Origin of the sequence: Streptomyces sp. NPDC048504, from assembly GCF_043200035.1 — a bacterium.
In the GTDB taxonomy this organism is placed as follows: Bacteria; Actinomycetota; Actinomycetes; order Streptomycetales; family Streptomycetaceae; genus Streptomyces.
Window position 1 is genome coordinate 1 of the sequence record NZ_JBICXA010000025.1, and the last position, 20,057, is coordinate 20,057.

General features: G+C 69.0%; 17 protein-coding genes and 1 riboswitch. Of the genes, 7 read left to right on the top strand and 10 right to left on the bottom strand.

The window, feature by feature from the left end; genetic code table 11:
- Positions 1-222 precede the first annotated feature (222 nt).
- Entirely contained in the window at positions 223-810 is a 588-nt protein-coding gene (locus tag ACGFY9_RS44315) for a flavodoxin family protein (RefSeq protein ID WP_393764116.1), read from the top strand.
- Here the strand turns inward: ACGFY9_RS44315 and ACGFY9_RS44320 are convergent.
- The 4 genes from ACGFY9_RS44320 to ACGFY9_RS44335 all read right to left on the bottom strand — a co-directional run bounded on the left by ACGFY9_RS44320 (position 800) and on the right by ACGFY9_RS44335 (position 5,181).
- Positions 800-1,702 (bottom strand): ABC transporter permease, encoded by a 903-nt coding sequence (locus ACGFY9_RS44320; RefSeq protein WP_393764118.1) that lies wholly within the window; start codon positions 1,700-1,702, stop codon positions 800-802. The genes ACGFY9_RS44315 and ACGFY9_RS44320 overlap by 11 nt on opposite strands.
- Entirely contained in the window at positions 1,689-2,663 is a 975-nt protein-coding gene (locus ACGFY9_RS44325) for an ABC transporter ATP-binding protein (protein ID WP_393764120.1), read from the bottom strand. The genes ACGFY9_RS44320 and ACGFY9_RS44325 overlap by 14 nt, the downstream gene beginning before the upstream one ends.
- Positions 2,664-2,696: 33 nt before the next feature.
- On the bottom strand, positions 2,697-3,923 hold the full coding sequence (locus tag ACGFY9_RS44330; RefSeq protein ID WP_393764122.1) for an outer membrane lipoprotein carrier protein LolA: 1,227 nt from the start codon (positions 3,921-3,923) through the stop codon (positions 2,697-2,699).
- A gap of 247 nt (positions 3,924-4,170) precedes the next feature.
- Positions 4,171-5,181 carry a polyprenyl synthetase family protein gene (locus tag ACGFY9_RS44335; protein ID WP_393764124.1) on the bottom strand — a complete coding sequence of 337 codons (1,011 nt, stop codon included), beginning with the start codon at positions 5,179-5,181 and terminating at the stop codon, positions 4,171-4,173.
- A 205-nt stretch (positions 5,182-5,386) separates the two neighbouring features.
- Between ACGFY9_RS44335 and ACGFY9_RS44340 the strand changes: the two genes are divergently transcribed.
- The 3 genes from ACGFY9_RS44340 (at position 5,387) to ACGFY9_RS44350 (ending at position 9,821) form a co-directional block, all read left to right on the top strand.
- A complete protein-coding gene (locus ACGFY9_RS44340) occupies positions 5,387-6,892 on the top strand; it encodes a peptide MFS transporter (RefSeq protein WP_393764126.1) in 1,506 nt (501 codons plus the stop codon).
- A gap of 16 nt (positions 6,893-6,908) precedes the next feature.
- The gene (locus ACGFY9_RS44345; RefSeq protein WP_393764128.1) at positions 6,909-8,903 is read left to right on the top strand and encodes a CocE/NonD family hydrolase; all 1,995 of its coding nucleotides are present in this window, start codon (positions 6,909-6,911) and stop codon (positions 8,901-8,903) included.
- 231 nt (positions 8,904-9,134) lie between these two features.
- Positions 9,135-9,336, top strand: a riboswitch (cyclic di-AMP (ydaO/yuaA leader).
- Between the two features lie 5 nt (positions 9,337-9,341).
- Complete coding sequence (locus ACGFY9_RS44350; RefSeq protein ID WP_393764130.1) at positions 9,342-9,821, top strand: transglycosylase SLT domain-containing protein; 480 nt, start codon at positions 9,342-9,344, stop codon at positions 9,819-9,821.
- 77 nt (positions 9,822-9,898) lie between these two features.
- Here ACGFY9_RS44350 and ACGFY9_RS44355 read toward each other — a convergent pair whose 3' ends face one another.
- From ACGFY9_RS44355 to ACGFY9_RS44375, 5 genes are all read right to left on the bottom strand, one after another.
- Entirely contained in the window at positions 9,899-10,714 is an 816-nt protein-coding gene (locus tag ACGFY9_RS44355; protein ID WP_393764132.1) for an HAD family hydrolase, read from the bottom strand.
- A gap of 106 nt (positions 10,715-10,820) precedes the next feature.
- Entirely contained in the window at positions 10,821-11,849 is a 1,029-nt protein-coding gene (locus ACGFY9_RS44360; protein ID WP_393764134.1) for a LacI family DNA-binding transcriptional regulator, read from the bottom strand.
- Positions 11,850-12,025: 176 nt separating this feature from the next.
- Positions 12,026-12,907, bottom strand: a complete 882-nt coding sequence (locus ACGFY9_RS44365; RefSeq protein ID WP_393764136.1) for a carbohydrate ABC transporter permease — start codon at positions 12,905-12,907, stop codon at positions 12,026-12,028.
- Positions 12,904-13,893 carry a sugar ABC transporter permease gene (locus tag ACGFY9_RS44370; protein ID WP_366497371.1) on the bottom strand — a complete coding sequence of 330 codons (990 nt, stop codon included), beginning with the start codon at positions 13,891-13,893 and terminating at the stop codon, positions 12,904-12,906. Before ACGFY9_RS44370 ends, ACGFY9_RS44365 begins: the two co-directional genes overlap by 4 nt.
- Entirely contained in the window at positions 13,890-15,224 is a 1,335-nt protein-coding gene (locus ACGFY9_RS44375) for an ABC transporter substrate-binding protein (protein ID WP_393764138.1), read from the bottom strand. The genes ACGFY9_RS44370 and ACGFY9_RS44375 overlap by 4 nt, the downstream gene beginning before the upstream one ends.
- Before the next feature lie 211 nt (positions 15,225-15,435).
- Here ACGFY9_RS44375 and ACGFY9_RS44380 point away from each other — a divergent pair, with 211 nt between their 5' ends.
- Both ACGFY9_RS44380 and ACGFY9_RS44385 read left to right on the top strand, forming a co-directional pair.
- The gene (locus ACGFY9_RS44380; protein WP_393764140.1) at positions 15,436-17,442 is read left to right on the top strand and encodes a beta-galactosidase; all 2,007 of its coding nucleotides are present in this window, start codon (positions 15,436-15,438) and stop codon (positions 17,440-17,442) included.
- Positions 17,443-17,514: 72 nt separating this feature from the next.
- On the top strand, positions 17,515-18,690 hold the full coding sequence (locus tag ACGFY9_RS44385) for an arabinogalactan endo-beta-1,4-galactanase (RefSeq protein WP_393764142.1): 1,176 nt from the start codon (positions 17,515-17,517) through the stop codon (positions 18,688-18,690).
- 18 nt (positions 18,691-18,708) lie between these two features.
- On the opposite strand, the gene ACGFY9_RS44390 is transcribed toward ACGFY9_RS44385, so the two are convergent.
- A complete protein-coding gene (locus ACGFY9_RS44390; protein ID WP_393764144.1) occupies positions 18,709-19,257 on the bottom strand; it encodes a hypothetical protein in 549 nt (182 codons plus the stop codon).
- Positions 19,258-19,321: 64 nt separating this feature from the next.
- Between ACGFY9_RS44390 and ACGFY9_RS44395 the strand changes: the two genes are divergently transcribed.
- On the top strand, positions 19,322-20,056 hold the full coding sequence (locus ACGFY9_RS44395) for a hypothetical protein (protein WP_393764146.1): 735 nt from the start codon (positions 19,322-19,324) through the stop codon (positions 20,054-20,056).
- The last annotated feature ends 1 nt before the right edge of the window (position 20,057 follow it).

Sequence of the window (20,057 nt, forward strand, 5' to 3'; positions counted from 1 at the left end):
CCCCCCCCCCCCCCCCCCCCCCCCCCCCCCCCCCCCCCCCCCCCCCCCCCCCCCCCCCCCCCCCCCCCCCCCCCCCCCCCCCCCCCCCCCGACCCACCCACCACCCCTGCGGGCACCCCTAGGCACCCCGGGCACCCCTCGGCACCCCATGGACAGATGATTGCGCGCGCATATAATGCATACAGCTGTAACCGCCGCACGCCGATTACCCCTGGGGGACCCATGACCCGCCGCTTCCTCTTCGTCCTGGGCAGCGCCCGCCTGGACGGCAACACCGAACTGCTGGCCCGCAGGGCCGCTGAGCAGCTGCCTCCGGACGTCGAGCAGGAGTGGATACGCCTGGCCGACCACCCGCTCCCCGACTTCCTGGACATCCGGCACGACGGAGTCGTCGGGGCGATCCAGCCCACCGAGAACGACACCATCCGGCAGCTCCTGGACGCCACCCTCGCCGCGACGGACATCGTGATCGCCTCGCCGGTCTACTGGTACTCGCTCTCCGGTCTCACCAAGCGCTACCTGGACTACTGGTCCGACTGGCTGCGCGTCCCCGGCGCGGACTTCAAGGCGACGATGGCCGGCCGCACCCTCTGGGGCATCTCCGCCCTCGCCGACAAAGAACCCGTGGTCGCCGACCCGGTGGCCGGCACGCTCAACAACTCGGCCGCGTACATGAAGATGCGCTTCGGCGGACTCCTCACCGGGAACGGCAGCGCCCCCGGCGACGTACTGAAGGACGCCGAGGCACTGACCCGAGCGAAGACGTACTTCGCCCAGGAAGCCCCGCTCGCCCGCTTCCCTACGCCGTGATGTCCTTCGCCGTGAACCGCGCCCACGCCGCCGACCCGAACACCGCCGCGTACAACGCCTGAAGGCCCAGGTTCTTCACCAGGTCGTCCCAGTACACGGGCTCACGCATGAGGTCGGCGAAGGACAGCCAGTAGTGGGAGAAGAAGTACGGCTGGAGCGCGTGCAGTTGAGGAATCTGGTCAAGAATCTGGACGGTGATCAGCAGCCCCACGGTCGTGGCCATCGCCGCGATCCCACTGCTGGTCATCGTCGAGATGAACAACCCCAGGGCCGCGATACCGACAAGAGACGCGGCCACGACCAAGGCGATCAACAGCGCCCGCCCCAGCCCCTCCGCGAAACTGATCTGCGTACCGGAAATAGTCGTCAGATCACCCAGCGGAAAGAGCAACGCCCCCACCGTCAGCGCCGACAGCGCCACGACCAGGGTCGCCACCACGCAGAACGTCATCACGGTCGCGTACTTGGTAAGAAGCAACCGGGTGCGACCGGCCGGAGCCACCAGGAGATACCGCAGGGTCCCCCCGCTGGCCTCGCCCGCGATCGCGTCACCCGCGACGACCCCGATGGCCATCGGCAGAAAAAACGGAAGCGTGGCGGCCAGCGCCGTGAACACCAGGAACAGCCCGTTGTTGGTGATCTGCGCGATGAACGCGGGCCCTCCGCCACCGTCCCCGCGCCCGGGCCCGCCCCCGTCCTGCGTCTCCAGCTTGACCGCGATCCCGACCAGGATCGGCACGGCGGCCAACACCCCGAGCAACGCGAGCGTGCGCCACCGCCGGAACGTCGTCACCAACTCGCTGCGCAACAGCCCGAAGGTCCAGAGAAACCGGGGAGCACGCACGCCAACCGGTCCAGAACCAGCGGAAGCAACCACCTCAGCCCGCGACATCGAACCCCTCCCCCGTGAGCGCCACGAACGCGTCCTCCAGAGAAGCCCGTTCAACCCCAAAGCCCCGCACCCGCACGCCGGCGGTCACCAACGCCTTGTTCACCTCGGCGAGTTCACGATCGGGCGGCTCGGCAGTCACCCGCTCCTCCGCCACGACCACGTCGGCCAGCCCCAGTTCCTTCAGCACCCGTGCCGCGTCCCCGGTGTCGGGCGTAGCCACGAACAGCCGCCCCCTGCTCCCCGCAGCCAGCTCGGTCACCGACCCCTGCGTGATCAGCCGGCCCTGCGCCATCACCGCCGCATGCGTGCAGACCTGCTCGATCTCGTCGAGGAGATGGGAAGACAGAAAAACGGTCGTACCGTCGGAGGCCAACTCCCGGATCAGAGACCGAATTTCACGCATACCTTGCGGGTCGAGCCCGTTGGTCGGCTCGTCCAGAACAAGCAACTGCCGGGGCTGAAGCAACGCGGACGCGAGCCCCAACCGCTGCTTCATCCCCAGGGAGTACGCCTTCGCCTTCTTCCCGGAGGCCGCCGTCAGCCCCACCCGGTCCAGCGCGGCGGCGACACGATCCCGCCGGGTACGCGGATCGGCGGTCGGGTCGGCGGCGTCGTAACGAAGCAGGTTGTCGCGGCCGGAGAGAAAGCCGTACAGCGCGGGCCCCTCGATCAGAGCGCCCACACGCGGCAGAACCGTACGCACGGACCTGGGCATGGGCCGCCCCAGAACACGGGCCGTCCCAGACGTGGGTTCGATCAGCCCCATCAGCATGCGGATGGTGGTGGTCTTGCCCGAGCCGTTGGGCCCGAGGAAGCCGAAGACGCTGCCCGCCGGGACGGTCAGGTCGAGACCGTCCACGGCGAGCTGCCCGCCGCGGAAGCGCTTGGTGAGACCGCGGGTGGCGATGATGCCGTCACCCGCGTCCACCTGTTCCGGCACTTCAGCGGACGGTTCGCCCATCGACTCCCTCAATTCACCGTGCCCACAAGGAACTTACTTCGCCGCGTCCGCAGCCTTGACCAGCGCACTCTTGGTCACCGCGCCGACATACACCTTGCCGTCGTCCGTGACCAGGGCGTTCACCAGCCGGGTCGAGAACACCGTGCCCTTGCCGAAGTCGCCCTTCACCTGGTCACCGAGCGAGCCGAGGAACCCGCCGAGGTCACCGCTGCCGGACGAGGAGCCGGTCGGAACACCCTGGCCGCCGGTCTCGAAGACGGCGATGGAGTTCCAGCCCTTGCCGATGACCGTGGGATCGTCGGCGCCCTTGGCGAGGCCCTTGTCCGCCTTGTCGTCCTTGCCGAACGGGGCGGAGTGGTCCGGGGCCGCCTTGCTCGCGCTGTCCTCCGTGGTGACCTTCGCGCCCTTGGGCGTCTTGAAGTCGAAGGTCGAGGCGGCCGGCTTGGCGAGGCTGAGCTGGGTGAAGCCGACGTCGACGACGGCCGCGCCGCCGCTCGCCGGGGTGAGCGTGAACTTGAGCGGCAGGCCGGTCTTCGCGTCCACCGCGACGCTGATCGTGCCGACCGTCGTACCGGTCTGCTTGGGCTTGATGAGCAGCTTGTAGGCGTCCCGGCCCGCGACGTGCTCGGTGCCGTCGACCGTGACGGACGTCGTGTCGTCGACAGACTTCAGCGCCTCGTCGGTGAGCCCCTTCGGCGTTGCCCGGGTCTCGTCACTCTTGGAGGCGCCGGAGGCGTCCGCGGCGGTCGTGCCGTGGAAGACCTCGTTCGTCTGGCTGTCGTAGCCCCAGACGTCCTTGCCGTTGTGGATGAGGCTGTACTCCGCCGCGTTCTCCAGCAGAGAGACCTTCTGCTTGTCGGGGCCGTCGGCCGCGACGCGCAGGGTGTGGGTGCCGGTGGCCAGCTCGGTGAGCTTGGTGGTCGGGTCGGCGGAGGAGCCGTCGCCGGACTTCGTGGCGCCGGACAGCATGCTGCTCTCCAGGCCGCCGAGGTCGGGCAGGCCGAGGTCCGTGCTGATCTTCACCGTGCCGGACAGCTGCTGGACGTCCGACTTTGCGATCTTGTCGATGAGCTGCTGAGCGGTGACCTTGGGAAGGTTCGGGTCGCCGGAGTCGGCGAGCGCCGGGACCAGTCCGATGGTCGCGGCCGCCACCCCCACCACGGTGACCGGGACGATGTACCGCGCCGCCCTGCGCCGCCCGGCCCGGAGCTCGTCGCGCTCTCCGGTTTCCGTGCTGTCGTCGGTTTCGTACGGTGCCATGTCTGCCTTACCTCCGTCGTCGGCGGCGGCCAATCCGTCGTGCACTCGTCCCACCCTGAGCCGCCATTCTCACCCGAATCGGTGAGGAGTGGTGTTTTCTCTGTTCTCCATCTGACCAAATCCGCCACGCATAAGCGTCAGACCGGGGAGCCAACTCCACGTACGCCTGGGGTATGACACACGGAAGCGACGCCTCCCCGAACCCCTAGGGGAAGACGCCGCCTGTGTACGGCAGTTGCTGAGGACTTCAGCCCGCGCGGTGCACCACCGCGTCGCACATCTCCAGGAGGGCGACCTTCGCGTCGCACTCGGGGAGCGGCGCGAGGGCCGCTCGGGCGTCCTCCACGTAGCGGACGGTGTCCCGGCGGGCCTGCTCCAGGGCCGGGTGGACACGGAGGCGGGCGAGGGCCTCGGCGTGCCGGGCGTCGTCCGTGAGGTCGGAGTCGAGCAGCTCGCACAGGGCGATGTCCTCGGCGAGACCGAGGCGGTCCGCCCGCTCGCGGAGCAGCAGCACCGGCAGCGTGGGGATGCCCTCGCGCAGGTCCGTGCCCGGGGTCTTGCCGGACTCCTCCCCGTCGGAGGCGATGTCCAGGACGTCGTCGGCGAGCTGGAAGGCGACGCCGAGCCGCTCGCCGTACTGGGTGAGGACGTCCACGATCGTGTCGTCGCAGCCGGACATCATCGCGCCGAAGCGGCAGGCGACCGCGACCAGGGAGCCGGTCTTGCCGCCGAGCACGTCGAGGTAGTGCTCGACCGGGTCGCGCCCGTCGGACGGACCGGCGGTCTCCAGGATCTGGCCGGTGACCAGGCGTTCGAACGCCTCGGCCTGCACCCGCACCGCCTCGGGTCCGAGGTCGGCCAGAGTGTGCGACGCGCGCGCGAACAGGAAGTCGCCGGTGAGGACCGCGACCGAGTTGCCCCAGCGGACGTTGGCGCTCTCCACCCCGCGCCGTACGGTCGCCTCGTCCATCACGTCGTCGTGGTACAGCGTGGCGAGGTGGGTCAGTTCGACGACGACGGCCGAGGGCACGACACCCGGCGCGTAGGGGTCGCCGAACTGCGCGGCGAGCATCACGAGGAGCGGCCTGAACCGCTTTCCGCCCGCGCGCACGAGGTGCTGGGCGGCCTCCGTGATGAAGGGGACCTCGCTCTTGGTGGCTTCGAGCAGACCCTCCTCGACTGCCGCCAATCCGGCCTGGACATCGGCTTCCAGAGCCTGGTCCCGCACGCTCAGCCCGAACGGCCCGACGACGGTCACGAGGGGTCTCCTGTCTGCTGGTGTCCCTGGGCGGTCACACGGTTTGTCGATAGGTCGCTGGCATCACTCAAGTCAGCGTATCCGGTCAGCTTTCGATCACCCATGCCGCCTACCCCGTCCAGCAGGGGCGGTATCGGATCACGGCCGGTATGTTTTCGATCACCTGATAAGAACGGATATTTATCGACTTACGCGGAAGTGGTGGATGGTGTCTCGAACCGCACTGGAAGCCGAACCCGACGGCCAACCGCCCCCAGAGGACGACCACGCCTTCTTCGGGCAGCCCACAGGGCTGCTCACGCTCTCCGGACTTGAGGTCTGGGAGCGCTTCTCGTTCCTCGGCATGCAGGCCATCCTCGTCCTCTACTTCGCGGATACCGTCGCGCACGGCGGCATGGGCATGTCGTCCGGAACGGCCGCATCCGTATCGGCAGCCTACGGAACGCTGGTCTATCTCGTCTCGGTCGCGGGCGGCTGGCTCGCCGACCGGATCCTCGGTTCGTACCGCGCGGTGCTGTGGGGCGGCATCCTCATCGCCTGCGGGCACTACTCGATGGCGGTCCCGACCGCCACGATGACCTGGGTCGGACTTGGCCTGATCAGCGCCGGCACCGGCCTGCTCAAGCCCAACGTGGCCACCATGGTCGGCAAGCTCTACCGCACCGACGACGAGCGCCGGGACGCCGGTTTCGCGCTCTACTACATGGCGATCAACATCGGTGCCTTCGCGGGCCCGCTGATCACCGGCTGGCTCGGCGACCACAAGGGCTGGCACTGGGGCTTCTCGGCGGCCGCGGTCGGCATGACCTTCGGGCTCATCCAGTACGTCGCGGGCCGCCGTCACCTGGCCGGCCGCAAGAACACCGCGGAGTTCGCGCTCGCGCCGGACGCGATGCGCCGCGCGGTCCGGCTGATCGTCGTAGGCATCCTGGTGGCCGCCGTGCTCGCGACCGGGCTGGCCACCGCCGGCCGGCTGACGATGGGCCGCTTCGTCGACCTCCTCACGGTGATCTCCGTGATCGCGCCGGTCGTGTACTTCGCGGTGATGTTCATGAGCCCGCGGGTGACCGCCGAGGAACGCGGCCGCCTGCGCCCGTACGTCGTGCTCTTCCTGGCCTCGACCGTCTTCAACTTCATCCTCTTCCAGGCCTATTCGACGATGATGCTGCTGGCCGCGTCGAACGCCGAGACGACCATCCTGGGCTTCGACTTCCCCGCGGGCTGGTACGCGAGCGCGCTCGGCGCCTTCGAGGTCGGGCTCGCGCCCGTGGTCGCCGCGCTCTGGGTCCGCATGGGCAGCGGCCAGCCGCACGCCTCCAACAAGATCGCGATCGGGGTCGTCCTGGGCGGACTGTCGTTCCTGCTGATGGTCCTGCCGACCAGCGGGCACAGCGGCGACGCCTACCGCATGTCGGCCTGGTGGATCGTCGGCTCGTACTTCCTGCTCGGCCTCGGCGACATCCTCCTGGAGACCTCCGGCATGTCGGCCACCACGAAGCTCGCCCCGGCCGCGTTCTCCAGCCAGACCATGTCCCTCTGGTTCCTGTCCCTCGCCCTCGCGAACGGCATCCAGGCCCAGACGGTGAAGCTCTACGACGACGTCTCCAAACCGGCCTACTTCGGCGTCAACGGCGCGATCGCGGTGGCCGCGGGCCTCGCGGTGATGGCCGCCGCGCCGTGGCTGCGCCGCACGATGCACCCGGTCCACTGAACCCGAGGGGTCCCTCATGCGCATCCGTACGTCCTTCCCTCACGAGACGACCCACGAGGACCTCCGTATCCCGCTGCCCGACGGAACACTCCTCTACGCGCGCGTGTGGCGTCCGGTGACGGACGAACCCGTCCCCGCGCTCCTGGAATACCTCCCGTACCGCCTGACCGACTGGACCGCACCCCGGGACGCCCAGCGCCACCCCTGGTACGCGGGCCACGGCTACGCCTCCGTCCGGGTCGACGTGCGCGGGCACGGCAACAGTGAGGGTGCCCCCGGCGACGAGTACGACGCCCAGGAACTCGCCGACGGCGTGCAAGTCGTCAACTGGCTTGCCGCGCAGCCCTGGTGCACCGGCAAGGTCGGCATGTTCGGCATCTCCTGGGGCGGCTTCAACTCCCTCCAGATCGCGGCCCTCGCACCCGAGCCGCTCAAGGCGATCGTCACGGTCTGCTCCACGGACGACCGCTACGACAACGACGTGCACTACATGGGAGGTTCCCCCCTCGCCGTCGACCTGCACGCCTGGGCGGCCACCATGCTCGCCTTCGTCGCGCGCCCGCCGGACCCCGAGTACACGGGCCTGATCTGGCGCGACATGTGGCTCAAGCGCCTCGAACAGATCGACCCGTTCATCCACACCTGGCTCGCCCACCAGCTCCGCGACGACTACTGGAAGCACGGCAGCGTCTGCGAGGACTACACCGCCATCGACGCGGCCGTCCTCGCGGTCGGCGGCTGGAACGACCCGTACCGCGACACGGTCCTACGGCTCGTCGAACACCTCCCGCCGGACCGCGTACGCGGCCTGATCGGCCCCTGGTCGCACCAGTACCCGGACCGCGGCCTGCCACCGGGCCCCGCGATCGGCTTCCTCCAGGAGACCCTCCGCTGGTGGGACCACTGGCTGAAGGGCGAGGACACAGGCGTCATGACCGACCCCCTCCTACGGGCCTACGTCAGCGACTCCCACCCCCCGGCCACCGTCTACGACGCCCTCCCGGGCCGTTGGGTCGGCGAGCCCGCGTGGCCCTCGCCGCACGTGAAGACGACGACGTACGGCCTCCGGGGTGCGCCCGTGATCGTCCGCTCCCCCATGCACACCGGTGTGGACGCGGGCCGTTTCTTCCCCTTCGGGAACGACGCCGATCTGCCGCCGGACCAGCGGGACGAGGACGCGCGGTCGGCCTGCTTCGAGTTCGAGGTGCCGGCCGAGACGTGGGTGCTGGGGCGGCCGAGGGTACGGCTGCGGCTGACCTGCGAGGTGCTGCGCGGGCAGGTGATCGCCCGGCTGTGCGACGTGGCCCCCGACGGCGCCTCGACCCTCGTCACCCGGGGTGTGCTGAACCTGTCGGCGCGGCACGGGCGGGACCGGGCGGTGCCGTGGACGCCGGGCACCACCGAGGACGTCACCTTCGAGCTGAACGGCATCGGGCACGCGTTCCCGCCCGGGCATCGCATCCGGCTCGCGGTGTCGTCGGCGTACTGGCCGTGGATCTGGCCCCAGCCGGAGTCTTCGGCGGGGTTCACGCTGGACCCGGAGGGGAGTGCGCTCGAACTCCCGGTGCGGGAGCAGGAGTTGACGGAGGACATTCGTTTCGACGAACCCGAGGAGGCCGAGCCGCTCGGGGTCAACTACCCGGCGACGCTGGACGAACCGCGGCCCGAGCGGCTGGTCGTGCGGGACGTCGCGAAGGGCGAGTGGCGGCTGGAGGTGGACCCCCGGTACGGCGGCACGCGTGTGTACCCGGACGGGTTGGAGTTCACCGAGGACGCGTTGGAGACGTACACGATCGACGAGTCCGACCCGTTGTCGGCGCGCACGCTCTCCGAGTGGTCGATCCGGCTGCACCGGCCGGAGCTGGGGTGGGACACGAGCGTGCGTACGCGGTCGGAGATTACTTGCGACCAAACGGACTTTCTTACCTCAAATGAGGTCATCTGCACCGAGGGTGGAGAAGTGATCTTCCACCGCACCTGGGAGAAAAGGATTCCGAGAACTGCCAGTTGAGGGCGAATGCCCGATTTGCCGTTCTTAATCCCCCCGTGAGTTGGGTCACGCGTTTCTGTGCGTGACCTGTGTCCTGGTCTGCCCGCGTTCTCCCTTACGGCATTTGACAGTTGACCCTTGGCTCGCGCAAAGGATCAAGTGCCCCATACGCCTCAGACCAAGGTCAATAGGGGTTAGGTGTGATTCCGCCACTTGTTCCGGACATGTGCTCTCGCATAGTTTCCCGGCCTGTCGAGCGGAACGCCGAATCCTGCCGCCGCCCGGCATCCCAGTCACGAACTTCTCGCACGGCAGGAGCGGGGGAACCAGGTAAGTCGCCGGGCCGGTCATCGCGACCGGAACGGCTTGGGGTTAAGTCACGTCCGCAAGGGCGCGGCCGGGCACCTCCCAGCCCGAACCCGACAGCTCACCTCGCAGGCGACGGAGAGGAACCTCGTCATGCCTGCAACCGCTCAGTCCCGCCGCGCCCGCCTCGTCCGCCGTGTCGTTGTCGCCGGTACCGGTGTCGCGATCCTCGCGCTGCCCGTCGTCGGTGCGACCACCGCGTCGGCGGCCACCACGTCGACCACCGCCGCCTCGACCACGCTCGCCGGGTACCCCAACACCCTTGACGGGTGGATTCGGGAGTCGCTCGCGATCATGGCGCAGAAGGGGATTCCGGGTACGTACAACGGGATCTACCGGAACGTGATCCGTGAGTCGTCCGGTAACCAGTACGCGATCAACAACTGGGACTCCAACGCGGCGGCCGGTACGCCGTCGAAGGGGCTGCTCCAGGTGATCGACCCGACGTTCAACGCGTATCACGTTGCCGGGACTTCGTTTGATCCGTATGACCCGGTCGCTAACATCACGGCTGCTTGCAACTACGCGGCGGCGGTGTACGGGTCCATCGACAACGTGTACGGCGCTTACTAGAAACTGTTGGATCAGCCACGACGGGTTGTTGTTTGTCTGCAGCGCCGTCGTGGCTGGTCGCGCAGTTCCCCGCGCCCCTAAAAGACTTCGCTGAGGAGTCTTTCTAGGACCACGGCGATTCCGTCGTCCTCGTTCGATGACGTCACCTCGTCCGCCACCGCCTTGAGTTCGGGATGAGCGTTGGCCATCGCCACTCCATGCGCCGCCCAGTCGAACATCGGGATGTCGTTCGGCATGTCGCCGAAGGCGATGGTGTCGGACGGGGTCAGGCCCAAGTGGCGGGCGGCGAGAGCCAGGCCCGTTGCCTTGGTGATGCCGAGTGGCTGGAGTTCGACGGTGCCGGGGCCCGACATGGTGACCGAGGCCAGGGAACCGACCACCGAGCGGGCCGTGGAGGCCAACTCGTCGTCCTCTAGGGCGGGGTGACGGAGCAGCACCTTGCTGATGGGTTCGCACCAGAGGTCGTCGCGCTTGCCCACCCGTACCGCGGGGAGCGTCGGGTGCGGCATCAGGTAGCCGGGCTCGATCAGGGTCAGGCCGTCCACGCCGTCCTGGTCCACGGCCGCGTACACCTGGCCCACTTCCGCCTCGATCTTGCCGAGCGCGGTCTCCGCCAACTCCCGGTCCAGGGTGACGGACCAGAGCAGACGGTCCGCGCCGGCGTCGTACAACTGCGCGCCCTGTCCGCACACCGCGAGCCCCCGGGAGCCGAGGTCGTCGAGGAGGGGCCGCACCCTCGGAGCGGGCCGGCCGGTGACGACGAGGTGCTGGGCACCGGCCGCCGCCACCCGCGCGAGCGCTGTGAGGGACCGGTCGGAGAGTGTGTCGTCGCCGCGCAGCAGCGTCCCGTCCAGGTCCGTGGCGATCAGTGCATATGCGAGGGGTGCGGCCATGATCAGAGAATACGGATGGAACGCCCCACCGACTCGACACGAACCGGACGGCTCCTGCCTTCACATGCGTTGACCCTTGTTCCGGTTGGTTTGACAGTTACGACCGTTATGCCGACTCCCGTACCACCAGTTCCGTAGGGAGAATCACGCCCGCCGTGTCCTCGCCCGCGATCTGGGCCAGGAGCATGCGCACCATCTCGGCGCTGATGCGGTCGTAGGGCTGGCGCATGGTCGTGAGGGCCGGGGTGATGGACGTGGCCGCCGCCGAGTCGTCGAAGCCTCCGACAGCGATGTCATCCGGGACCGAACGGCCGGATTGTTGAAGGGTGTTGACGACTCCCAGGGCCATCAGGTCGGAGGCTACGAAGACCGCGTCTATGTCCGGGGCCTGGGACAGGAGTCTGCGGGCCGCCTCCTCGCCGCCCGTGCGGCGATAGTCGCCCTCCACCACGAGGGCCGGGTCGTGGGGCAGGCCCGCCTCGGTGAGGACGTCCCGGTAGCCGGCCAGGCGGTCGGGGCCGCCGGGGGCGTCGAGCGGGCCGGTGACCATGCCGATGCGGCGGCGGCCGGCGGCGATGAGGTGGCGGACCATCTCCTGGGCACCGTCGCGGTCGGCCGCGGCGACGTAGCTGTACTTGGAGGCGGTGCCGAGCGGTTTACCGCAGGCCACCAACGGGATGCCCGCGTCCCGGAGTTCGGCCGCCACCGGGTCGCCGCTGTGGTTGGAGACGAGGAGGACGCCGTCCACGTGGCCCGAGGTGATGTACCGGGTCAGGCGGCGGCGTTCGTCCTTCGACGAGGCCAGCATCAGGAGCAGCGGGATGTCGTGGCGGGCCAGGTGTTCGGTGCAACCCCGCAGCAGGACATTGAAGTTGGGGTCCTCGAAGAACTTCTCCTGCGGCTCGGTGAGGAGGAACGCCACCGAGTCCGACCGTCCGGTGCTCAGGGAACGGGCGTGCCGGTTGACGACGTAGCCCGTCTTCCTGATCGCCGTCTCCACCGCGGTGCGGGCGGCCGGTGAGACGTAGTGACCGCCGTTCAGGAACCGGGAGACCGTGCCCCGCGACACGCCCGCCTCGCGGGCCACGTCGTGGATCGTGGGCGGCTTGCGGCGGCCGTTCGAGCTGGTGGTCATGTTCCTCGTTCGTGGTGGGGGGGCGGTCGGCTGTGGGGGCCGCCCGGTTCCTGGGCAGGTCGTGGGAAGTCGGCAGCGATCAGGCCGCGCCCTGAAGGGGCGCGGGGAACTGCGCGACCAGCCACGACGGCGCGGCGGACGAGCGACTGCCCATCACGGCGCTTCCAGCGGAGCGCTCACGCCTTGACCGATCCGCTCAGGAGATCCAGTGACCAGAACCGCTGGATCACCAGGAACAGCGCGATCAGCGGCAGGATCGCGAGGAAGCAGCCCATGATGACCAGGGTGTAGAGCGCGGGTTGGGAGGCGCCCTGGTTGAGCAGGGTGTAAAGGCCCAGCGTGAGCGGGAACTTGGTGTCGTCCGCGAGCATCACGTACGGCAGCAGGAAGTTGTTCCAGATGCCGACGAACTGGAACAGGAACACCGTGATGAGCCCCGGCATCATCATCGGCACCGCGATCCGCGAGAAGATCCGCCACTCGCTCGCGCCGTCCATGCGGGCGGCTTCGAGGAGTTCGGCGGGCACGGACGCGGCCGCGTAGATGCGGACGAGGTAGACGCCGTAGGGGGAGAGGATCGACGGGAGGAGCATCGACCAGTACGAGTCGGCCAGGCCCAGCTTGGAGAGGAGGAAGTACTGGGGGACGGTCAGGACGATGCTCGGGACGAGGACGCCGGCCAGCATCAGCTTGAAGATGAACTCCCGTCCCCTGAAGGCGAATCGGCCCAGTGCGTAGCCGCCGGCTGCCGAGACCGCTGCGGAGAGCAGGGCGCCGAAGCCCGCGTAGAAGAGGGAGTTGACCATCCACTGCCAGTAGATGCCGTCGCGGTAGGCGCTCAGGTCCTTGATGTTGTCGAGGAAGCCGGAGCCGGGGGCGAAGGTGAACGTGGAGAAGAGTTCGCTACGGCCCTTGCTCGCTGCGATGACCACCCAGACGACGGGGATCAGGCAGTACAGGGAGCCGAGGACCAGCACGAGGGTGGGCACCCACGCGGTGCGCTTCGGCTTGCTCGGGCCCGGGCGGGCGTCGGTGGCGGTGAGGGTGAGGGGGGTCATGCCCGGTCCTCCCGGGTGTAGCGGTCGGAGACGCGCAGCAGCGTGAAGGAGAGCGCGAAGGTCGCCAGAGCCAGCACCACGGCGGTGGCGGAGGCGCCGTAGATGTCCGACCTGAGGAAGGCGGCGTCGTAGATGGCCATCAGCGGACTCCAGGAGCTGGAGAGGCCGTTGGTCAGCGGCTTGAGGGCCATGGGCTCGGTGAAGACCTGGAGCGTGGCGATGACCGAGAAGAAGAACGTGAGCACGAGGGACGGCATCACGATCGGGATCTTGATCCGCAGGGCGATCTTCAGGTCGGACGCGCCGTCGATGCGGGCGGCCTCGTAGATCTCCTGCGGGATCGAGCGCAGGGCGGTGTAGATGACGATCATGTTGAAGCCGGTGCCGCCCCACACCGCGATGTTCGCGAAGGAGAGGTACAGGTTGCCGCCGTCGAACAGGTCCGGCTGCGGGAGGTTGAACTCGCGGAGCAGGTAGTAGAACGGGCTGACCGTCGGCAGGTACAGGAAGCCCCACATCAGGGCGGCGATGATGCCGGGCACGGCGTACGGCAGGAAGATCGCGAGCCGGGCGAACTTGGCGCTGCGTGCCTGCGGGGTGTCCAGCATCAGCGCGAAGACCAGCGCCAGACCGAGCATCGTGGGGATGACGATCAGGCCGTAACCGAAGGCGCGCAGGACGCTGTGGCCGAACTCGGAGTCGTGCAGGACGTCGGTGTAGTTGCCGATGCCGTTCCAGACCTGCTGGCGGGCGCCCTTGCCGAGGCCGATGCCCTTGACCTGGACCTTGTGGAGACTGAGCCACACCGCGTACCCGATCGGTACGACGGTGAAGGCGGCGAACAGGAGCACGGCCGGTACGAGGAACCAGTACGGCGCGCTGCGGCCACGGCGACGGAGGCGGCGGGGGCGGACGGAGGTGGCGGTGCCGTCCGCCAAGGGCCCGACCGTCGGCCGGTCGGTGCCCTTGAGCGGAGTGCTGGTCATGCCTCGGTCACCTTGAAGCCCTGCTTCTTCATGTCGGTGAAGGTCGACGACTGCATGGTCGCGAGCGCGGTGTCGAACTGCGCCGCCTTCTTCGCCTTGGTGGCCTTGCCGAACGCGTCGCTGAAGGTGTCGTAGGCGACCTGGACGTTCGGGCCCCAGGCGGAGGCGGCCGTGGTCGCGGCGATCTTCGCGGCCGTGTCGTAGAAGTCGGTCTGGTTCGGGAAGAACGCGGGAGCCGTCAGCACCGAGCCGGACTGGCCCTTGGTGGCCGCCGGGTAGATGGAGGCCTCCTTGACCAGGGCGGCCAGCGCCTCCGCGTCGGTGTTCAGCCAGGCCGCGAACTTGGCCGCGGCCTCGGCGTGCTTGGAGTCGGTGGAGACACCGGTGGAGGAGCCGCCCCAGCTGCCGGTGACGTCCTCGCCCGCGCTCCACTGCGGCAGCGGCGCCATCCGCCACTTGCCCTTGGTGTCGGGGGCCGAGCTGATCAGCACGCCGGGCGCCCACACGGCGGAGACCCAGCCGAGGTGGGTGCCCTTGTTCAGCGCGCTGCTCCAAGCCGGCGTGTACATCGGCTGGTTGTCGATCGCGCCCTCCTGGACGAGCCCGCCCCAGAAGTCGGTGACCTTCTTCGTCGCCGCGTCGTCGATCCCGACGGTCCACTTGCCGCCGTCGCCCACGGTCCACCACTTGGCACCGGCCTGCTGCGCCAACCCCGCGAACAGACCGGGGTCGTTGGCGGAGAACGTCGTCAAGTAGGCGTCCGGGACTGCCTTCTTGGCGGCGCGGGCGGTCTTGGCGAAGTCGTCCCAGGTCGCCGGGACCGTCAGGTTGTGCTTCTTGAACAGGTCCTCGCGGTAGAAGAACATCAGCGGCCCGGAGTCCTGCGGTATCGCGTAGACCGCGTCGGTGCCGAGCGTGACCATGCTCCAAAGTCCCTCGGCGAACTGGGACTTGGCGGACTTCGCGTACTTCGAGATGTCCGCGAGCACGTCGTTCGAGACCAGCGTCGGCAGCGACTGGTACTCGACCTGGATCAGGTCGGGGGCGTTGCCCGCCTTCTTCGCGGTGATCAGCTTGGAGACGATGTCCTTGCCGGCCGCCTGCTTGGACACCGTCACCGTGATGTCCGGGTTCTTCTTGTTCCAGATCGCGGCGACCTTGTCCATGTTCGGCGCCCAGGCCCAGTAGGTCAGCTTGACGGGCCCGCTGCTCTTGCCGGAGTCGTCGTCGGAACCGCCGCAGGCGGCGAGGGTGCCCGTGAGGCCTACGGCTGCTGCCCCGGCAAGAATGCTGCGCCTGCTGAACTGGTGGCGGTGGATCGACATCTTCATCTCCCCTGACTGAGTGCGAGCCGGCCTCGGATGTGTCCCATCTGCTCCGCACGGCTCTGTGACCGTGCACAGTAGAGAATTGTTTCGGACCCTTGTCAATGGATGAACCGTGGGGTTACCTACTTGTTGCTGACGGATGGACGTCGCAACCATCCATGTGCACGATCACAGAAACACCTGACTTTCTCCTCCGATCCCCGGGAGTGAACCCATGCCGTCCCCCGCCCCGCACGACCGTCTGCCGCTCGCCTTCGGAGGTGACTACAACCCCGAGCAGTGGCCGCAGGAGGTCTGGGAGGAGGACGTACGGCTGATGCGGGAGGCCGGTGTCACAGCCGTGTCCCTCGGTGTCTTCTCCTGGGCCCGGATGGAGCCGCGTCCCGGTGAGTACGACTGGGAGTGGCTCGACACGGTCGTCGGGTTGCTGCACGCGTCCGGGATCTCCGTGAACCTCGGCACACCGACCGTCGTACCGCCGGCGTGGTTCTACCGCGCGCACCCTTCCGCGCTGCCCGTGACCCGCGAGGGCGTGCGCCTCGCCTTCGGCTCGCGGGGCGCGATATGCCACTCGAACCCCGAGTACCGGGCGGCGGCGGCCACGATCACGACGGCGCTGGCCGAGCGCTACGGCAGCCATCCCGCCGTGGTCCTGTGGCACGTCCACAACGAGTACGGCGCCCCGGTGCTCGCGTGCTACTGCGATGTGTGCGCGTCGGCCTTCCGGGGCTGGCTGCGCGAGCGCTACGACACCCTCGATGCCCTCAACCAGGCCTGGGGGACGGCGTTCTGGGGCCAGCAGTACGGGGACTGGGAGGAGATCACTCCGCCCCGGGCGACCCCGTCCGTATGCAACCCCACCCAGCAACTCGACTACCACCGCTTCGCCGACGCGCAGGCCCGCGCCAACTTCGTCGCCGAGCGGGACATCCTGCACCGCCTCTCCCCCGGCGTCCCCGTCACCACCAACTTCATGGTCGCGCCGAGCCAGGGCCAGACCGTCGACTACTGGGCTTGGGCGAAGGAGGTCGACCTCGTCACCAACGACCACTACCTGATGACGGACGGCCGCCGCACCCACGTGAACCTGGCGCTGGCCGCGGACTTGACGCGCTCGGTGGCGGGCGGGGGTCCGTGGCTGCTGCTGGAACACGCCACGTCAGGGGTCAACTGGCAGCCGTACAACCCCGCGAAGCGTCCCGGTGAGATGGCGCGGAACTCACTCGGGCATGTGGCCCGGGGCTCCGAGGGCGCGATGTTCTTCCAGTGGCGGCAGTCGCAGTCGGGCGCGGAGAAGTTCCACACCGCGATGTTGGCGAACTCCGGTACGGACAACCGGGGTTGGCGCGAGGTGACGGAACTCGGGCGCCGGGTCTCCGACTTGAGCCGGGCCGGTCTGCGGGGTACGCGGACCCGGGGTGACGTGGCGATGGTGTGGTCCTGGGACTCCTGGTGGGCGCAGAGCCTGGAGTGGCGGCCGAGCCAGGACCTGGACGCGCGGGAACGGTTGGACTCGTTCTACGAGGCCCTGTACGACCGGCACTTGACGGTGGACTTCCTGCCGCCGACGGGGCTGTCCGACCTGGACCCGGAGCGGTATCCGCTGCTGGTGGTACCGCAGTTGTACGCGGCACCGGTCGGGATGGGGGCGGACCTGGAGCGGTACGTCTCGCGGGGCGGGACGCTGCTGGTCTCCTTCTTCTCCGGGATCGTCGACGAGAACGACACGTTGCATCCGGGCGCGTATCCGGGGGCGTTGCGGGACGTACTCGGGCTGACCGTCGAGGAGTTCGATCCGTTGCTGCCGGGCGAGACGGTGTCGGTCCGGGGGGCGGACGGCGCGGTGTACGAGGCCGATCTGTGGTCTGAGGTCGTGATTCCGGGTGCGGGCTGCGAGACGGTCGCGGTCTTCGCGGACGGGCGTACGGCGGGAGGGGCGGCGCTGACGCGGCACGCGGTGGGGTCGGGGGCCGCGTGGTATCTCGCGACGCGGCTGACGGGGGCCGGCCTGGCCGCCGTCGTCGACCTCGCCCTCGCGGACGCCGGGATCACGCCGGTCGATCTGCCCCGCGATGTCGAACTCGTCGTTCGGGAGGGCGAGTCGGGGACGTTTCGCTTCGCGGTCAACCACACCGGGAGCGAGGTGAAGGTGGTGCTGCCGGACGGGAGCCGGGCGGCGGTGCCGGCGGGCGGGGTGGAGGTCTTCCGGGACCCGCGCTGACCTCCACTCGGCTCGGTCGGCTCGGCTCAACTCGCTTGTTTCTTTGGTCACTTACTGAAGGGAAGCTTTGTGATGCGCAGACGCAGTGTTCTTACGGCGGCGGGGGCGGCGGCACTCGCGGTGCCGGTGTTGGGCGCGGCACCGGCCGTGGCGAGCACCGGTACCGGCACGTCGAGCGGGGGTGGGTCGGACCGGCGCCGGTTGGAGATCCGGGGGATGGACATCTCGTCGCTTCCCAAGGACGAGGCGTGCGGGGCGATTTACCGCCGTGCGGACGGGCGCCGGGACGACCCGATCCGCATCCTGGCGGACGCGGGCGTGACGCACGCGCGCCTCAAGGTCTGGGTGAACCCGGCCGACGGTTACAACAACAAGAGGCACATCCTGCCGTTGGCGAAGCGGTTGCGCCGGGCGGGGATCGGCATCTGGGTCGACTTCCACTACTCCGACACGTGGGCGGACCCGTCCCACCAGACCAAGCCGGCGGCCTGGGCGGACCTGGACGTGGCGGGCCTGACGCGCGCGGTCTACGACCACACCGCCGACGTGCTGGGCGCGTTGCGCCGCCAGGGCACCCCGGCGGACCTGGTGCAGATCGGCAACGAGATCAACGGCGGGCTGCTCTGGCCGACCGGCAAGAACTGGGGTGACGACAGCGGGGGTTGGGGCAACCTGACGACGTTCCTCAAGGCGGGCCTGAACGCGGCGCGCGACACGACCCCGCGCATCCGCACGATGCTCCACATCGCCTCCGGCGGCGACAACGGCACGTCACGCTGGTGGTACGACAACGTGGTCGCCGACGGCGTCGACTTCGACATCATCGCCCAGTCGTACTACCCGTTCTGGCACGGCGCCCCGGAGGCCGCGGCGGCCAACTTGGCGGATCTGGCGGCCCGTTACGACAAGCCTGTGCTGATCGCGGAGACGGCGTACCCGTTCACGCTGGAGAGCGAGGACGCGACGAACGACATCATGTACGACCCCTCGCAGCTCACGGAGGGCTATCCGGCGACCCCGGCCGGCCAGGCGGCGTGGCTCCGCACGGTGGCCGACCTGATGGCGAACGTTCCCGGCAACAAGGGGCTGGGCTACTGCTATTGGGAAGGCGTCTGGACGTACCGGGCCGGTGACGGCTGGGACCCGACCGACCCGACATCGGGCAACGCGTGGGAGAACCTGGCGTTGTTCGACTTCCAGGACAAGGCGCTGCCGGGGTTGAGGACACTGGGCGGCTACCGGTCGTAATGCCGCGGGCAAGGCGGCTCAGGGCTGAACAGGCTGGCCGGGAGGCCGGGTTGGGTCGTAGTGCGTGCGGGCGAGCGTGTCGTTCGCCCGGTGCACGGCGTCGGGTTCAGGCGGTGCCGGCCACACGCTGAGGAAGTGCTCTTCCACCGGGGTGTCGCCCGCGTGCCCGTCGCCTTCATCGCGTCCCCGTGTCTGCACGCGGACGCGATACCAGCCCGCGCCGACCGTCGCGAAGTTCCCGGCGTCCTCCTCGACGTCACCGCCCCACCGGAACAGCCACAGGCTGCCACTTGTGCTGCAGATGCTCACGTCCACCACCGTCTCCCACTCCTCGCCCGGCAACGGTGGTTCGTCCGCGCGGTGTTGGGTGGTCAGGCGTATCCAGCCGGTGTGGGTGCCCGCGAGCACCGTGAGGTGTTCCGGGCCCCCTGCCGCCAGGCTGTTTCCCTCGAAGATCCGCCTGACCGTGTCGGCGTCGTCGTACTCGCTGAGAAATTCGTCGCCCTGCAGGTAGTACTGCCCGTAGGAGACGAACATCCGGTCCGAAGTCCACGTCGTACAGCGCATCCACCGGATCATGCCCTGCCCCACTGACAACGCGTCGCGATGACCTGGAATGCATCATCGAGGCATGTTCACCCCCGGACAACGCGACCGCACCCGTGCCCGACTCCTCGCCCACGCCGAGGCCGACGACTCGATCACCGGTTTCGCCTACACCGGCTCGCACGCCACGGGTACCGGCGACCGCTGGTCGGACACGGACGTCGTGCTGGCCGTGCGGGGCGATGTCGCCGAGGCCGTGGGTCGCTGGACGGCGTGGATCCACGACGAGTTCGACGCCCGGCACCACTGGGATCTCGACGTGGGCGGCACCGGCGTCATCCGCGTGTTCCTGCTGCCCGGGTGGGTGGAGCTGGACCTCACCTTCGCCCCGGAGCCGGAGTTCGGCGCGCGGGGTCCGGCCTGGCAGACACACTTCGGCACCCCACACGAACAGCCGCCGTTTCCCCCGCCCGACCGCAACACCCTGATCGGCTACGCCTGGCACCACGCCCTGCACGCCCGCATCTGCCTTGAACGGGGCCGCAGTTGGCAGGCCGCACACTGGATCAACGCCCTGCGCGACCAACTGATCGCCCTGGCCTGCCTACGCCTCGGTCTCCCCACCGCCTACTCGAAGGGCGCCCACCTGCTGCCGGACGAGGTGACGACCCCGCTGGAGTCCACCCTCATCCGCTCCCTCACGGAACCGGAACTCCGTCGCGCGCTCACCGCGACAATCACGGCCACGGCAGCGGAACTCGACCTCTCCGACCCTCAACTCGCCGTCCGGCTGAGCCCGATGCTCACGGAGCTGACGTAAC